1 protein-coding gene and 3 pseudogenes are annotated in these 4,169 nt (G+C 60.6%); 2 read left to right on the forward strand and 2 right to left on the reverse strand.

The annotated features are described in order from the left end of the window. Positions 1–157 precede the first annotated feature (157 nt). A pseudogene (locus tag KAY22_RS25400) lies at positions 158–466 on the reverse strand (transposase); the annotation flags it as partial. A 116-nt stretch (positions 467–582) separates the two neighbouring features. Between KAY22_RS25400 and KAY22_RS25405 the strand changes: the two are divergent. Further along, positions 583–1,879, forward strand: a pseudogene (locus tag KAY22_RS25405) (IS110 family transposase). Positions 1,880–2,088: 209 nt separating this feature from the next. Here the strand turns inward: KAY22_RS25405 and KAY22_RS25410 are convergent. Next, positions 2,089–2,872 (reverse strand): annotated as a pseudogene (locus KAY22_RS25410) (IS3 family transposase); the annotation flags it as partial. Positions 2,873–3,072: 200 nt separating this feature from the next. Between KAY22_RS25410 and KAY22_RS25415 the strand changes: the two are divergent. Further along, complete coding sequence (locus KAY22_RS25415; RefSeq protein WP_066213761.1) at positions 3,073–3,948, forward strand: alpha/beta hydrolase; 876 nt, start codon at positions 3,073–3,075, stop codon at positions 3,946–3,948. The last annotated feature ends 221 nt before the right edge of the window (positions 3,949–4,169 follow it).

The raw sequence follows: 4,169 nt of genomic DNA on the forward strand, positions 1-4,169 counted from the left end.
TCCCGATGTCAACTACCAGCGCGTGCGCGGCAAGGTGTTCGACTGGGACAGTGACCCGGCACCCGTCGCCAAATCCACGCGAACGGTTGACTCGGCACCGCAAGACGGGGCACCGTCTGACGTGCCGGAGTGAACGACGGCACTGGCTGAATATTCGCTAATTATTTTCAGTTTGCGTTGTTTGGAGGCCCCCATTTGGGAGGGATCCCTCCGACTCTAGTCGGATACTGGCTTCAGCCCTAGTATTGCGTGATAGCCTGTAACCTTGGGAAAGTGGACCATACGTCCTTAAGGTGGTTCCCTCGGCAGCCTTGGCATCGACGGCGCGGTAAATGCCCTTCAGCGCGGTCACCAGCGGCTTGCGGTCTTTCCATGAGAGGAAGTCCGTCGAGTTCCGGAGCAGATGGACGATGCAGGTCTGGACCATGGCCTCGGCGAAAACGGCGGTGATCGCCTCGGGCGATCCGTGCCTTGGAAAACTTCGTCCTCATCATCGCTCACTCCGTATCCTGGCCCTATGATCTAACTGGAATTTTCCAGCTCAAAACGGTCCAAGATTCCGGGCGCAGGTCATGACCGACCATGACCAAGCGTAGTTCTACTCCCGCCGATGCCGTGCTGGTAGCCATCGATATGTCCAAGCACCGTCAGGAGGTGCTGATTGAACGCCCGGAGGGTGGCCGGCGGCGGCGCATGACGGTGATGGCCACCAAGGCGGATTACGACCGTCTGGCGGCCGACCTGGCGGACATCGGCAGACCTGTCATCGTCGGCTTCGAAGCCACCGGCAACTACCACCGCACATTGGCACACCGGCTGCTATCTGCGGGATTCGAGCTTCGCTTGATTTCGTCGGTCGCGTTGGCCCGGACGCGCGAGGCTCTGCACAATGGCTGGGACAAGAACGATTCCAAGGACGCCCAGGTAATCCTGCACATGCTGCAGATCGGCGCGACCCAGCGCTACGTCGATCCGCTGGCCGCCGGTATCAACGATCTACAGGAGATGTCGAAGACGCACGAAGCCATTTCAAAGGCTAAGACCCAGACATGGCATCGGATCCTGACACACTATCTCCCGCTGTACTTCCCAGAGATCGAGCGCTTCGCAGGCAACAGCAGGTCGGATTGGTTCCTGGCCTTGCTCGAGCGGTTTCCAACGCCAACGAGCATGACAGCGCTCAGCCAGGAGGCCTTCACGCGCGAGGCGTGGTCACTGGTCGGCCGCAAGGTCTCTAAAGCCCGCTTAATCAACGATATTTACGAGACTGCCTGCGCGTCGGTTGCATTGCCGATCGGCGAAGATTCCGTCTCCATCGCCATGTTCCGCATGGTCATCGCGCAAGCGCGAAGCCTGATCCGGCAACGAGACGAGATCGAACGAACAGCCCATGCCCTGCTTAGCGAGAACCGTGATTACCAGCTCCTGCGAATGATCCCCGGGATTGGGCCGATCAACGCGCTGACCATCCTCGCGGAGGCCGGCGACCTTCGACGATTTGCTCACCACCGCCAGTTTTTGAAGTTCTGCGGCCTCGATCTTGCCACATGTCAGTCCGGCACATTCCGCGGGCGGACCAAGCTTTCAAAGTACGGCAATGCTCGGCTCCGCCGTACCTTCTGGATGGCAACCCAAGTTGCCATCCGCCAGCGCGACAACAGCTTTCGCGACAAGCTCGGGCGATACGTCGCCGGGCATGCAAACGACCCTGATCGCCGCCGAAAGGCGATGACCGCACTCACCGCCAAGATGGCGCGTGTCGCACACGCCGTCATCAAGACGGGAACCGAGTACCGTCCGTTCCTGGAACGGGCGGACACCAGATGGAAGGACCCCTCTCTGTGGAGCCGTGAGGGCGCAGCTGCGACCCTGTAGATAATGTTCGGGCCTTCCATCTGGCATCTGCATCTCATCTTAAGGACGGTGAGGACCACGACCCCCAAGATCGATGGATCCTGTGTTTGCTATGGCCGAGAGCACATTCCTTGACGATGGAAGCCATCTGGATCAAAAAGACAGCAGCGCCGATCCTGATCGGCGCAATGAGATCTGCTGGCCTGTTGCCGCTGCTGCTTCCCAACATAGGACGTTGTCGCTGACGATCATGCCCGGCTTGCCGCGCTCGACGATCAGATCGCTTAGCTCGCGCACGACCCTGCGTCCCGAGATCGACGTATCCGGCACCGCGCGCAGGCACTCGCGGGTCACATCGTCGACGATGTTGAGCACCCGGAACCGGCGTCCGGACGCCATCTGGTCGTGCACGAAGTCCAGGCTCCATCGCTGGTTGGGCAGCGCCAGCACGGGCGCCGGTGCGCGTGCACCAATGGCGCGACGCCGGCTCCGCCGACGCCGGACTTCCAGCTTCTCCTCGCGGTAGAGCCGCTGCGTCTTCTTGCGGTTGATCACCACGCCCTCGCGACGCAGCAGGATGTGCAATCGGCGATAGCCGAACCGACGGCGCTGCTGCGCCAGCTCCCGCAGCTTCAACCGAAGCTCGGTATCATCATCCCGCTGCGACCGGTAACGCATGCTCTTCCGGTCAGCGCCGATAACTCGACACGCCCGCCGCTCGCTCATCCCCAGGACCGCCTGGAGACGAGCGACCGCCTCTCGCTTCGCAGCGGGCGTTACCAATTTTTTGCGAGAAGATCCTTCAGGCCCGCGTTGTCCAGCATCGTCTCGGCCAGCAGCCGCTTCAGCTTGGCGTTCTCATCCTCGAGCGCCCGCAGCCGCTTCGCCTCCGAGACCTCCAGGCCACCATACTTGGCCTTCCAGTTGTAGATCGTCGCGTCGGACACGCCGTGGCGCCGGCCTCGGCCTCCTTCAGCACGCCAATGATCTGCTCTTCCGTGAACCTCAATCGCTTCATCGTCCGTCCTTCCTTCAGGGCCGGACTCTAATCATGCGTGGAGGAAAATCAGGGGGTCACGTCACCGCCCACCACATCACGTCACTTCTGCCAAAAGGCAGATCATACAATATGCCACGAACTCTAGATTCAGGTGACTGGCGCCAAACTCGAATATTAAATAGACTTTTTTGTAAATCGCCTTACAGTATAATGCCGTCATGTCGGATCAATCAATCACATTCGCCGGTCAGTCGGGCCTTACCATTGCGGCGTCGATAAATGGCCCGGAACGCGGCTTTCCGGTCATTCTGGCGCACGGAGGCGGGCAAACGCGCAGAGCGTGGAAAGCCGTGACCGAGCTACTCGCCAGCCACGGATTCCGGACGATTGCGGTCGATCTGCGCGGGCATGGCGAAAGTGCATGGGCGAGTGATGGGGCCTATCATATTTCCGATTTTGCGGCAGATCTCGTCGCGATCGCTTCGGCGATCGGGAAAAAGCCAGCCATAATCGGCGCGTCCCTTGGCGGAATAGCCGGGATTATGGCTGAGGGAGAATGCGCACCGGGAAGTTTCAGCTCGCTCACCTTGGTCGACATCACGCCCCAGATGGAACCCGGCGGCGTCGCCCGCGTCGTCGGTTTCATGACCGCTCATGCGCGTGAGGGTTTCGCCTCGACGGAGGAAGCCGCACGGGTCATTTCCGAGTATATGCCGCACCGGCCGAGCCGAAAGGCATCGTCCGGGCTCGCAAACTACCTGCGCCGCAAGGAGGATGGACGCTATTACTGGCATTGGGATCCGGCGTTCATCGACGGAATGATGCGGCGCCGCGGGGACTCCAGCGATCAAGGGAGCGCTGAACTCAGTGCAGCGGCGGCCAGCCTCAAACTGCCCGTGCATCTGATCCGGGGCGGTTCGAGCGACCTCGTCTCGCCGGAAGCCGTCAAGCATTTCCAGGGTCTCGTCCCCCACGCGGCATACAGCGACATTGCGAATGCGACGCACATGGTCGTTGGTGATCAGAACGACGCTTTCGGTCAGTCGATCGTCAATTTTCTGCTTCGCACCCACGGATCGGAGCTGAAATCGTGATCCCCCTGCCGCGGAGCCGAGCTTCCGAACGGGATCCGTCACTGGCACTCTATGGACACGGCGCAAAGTAGTTATTTGATTGAACCACAAGCAATGGACGCTCCTCAAAATTCCGAGGCCAAAAGCGCGCGAAGCTCGCCTCTTAGATCGAGGAAGGCACACGCCGGGCTCGGTCGCAGCCGTCCTACTCGGCTTGTGGTGGTATCTGGATTATCAGTCCC

This window comes from Rhizorhabdus sp., assembly GCF_018006725.1.
In the GTDB taxonomy this organism is placed as follows: Bacteria; Pseudomonadota; Alphaproteobacteria; order Sphingomonadales; family Sphingomonadaceae; genus Rhizorhabdus.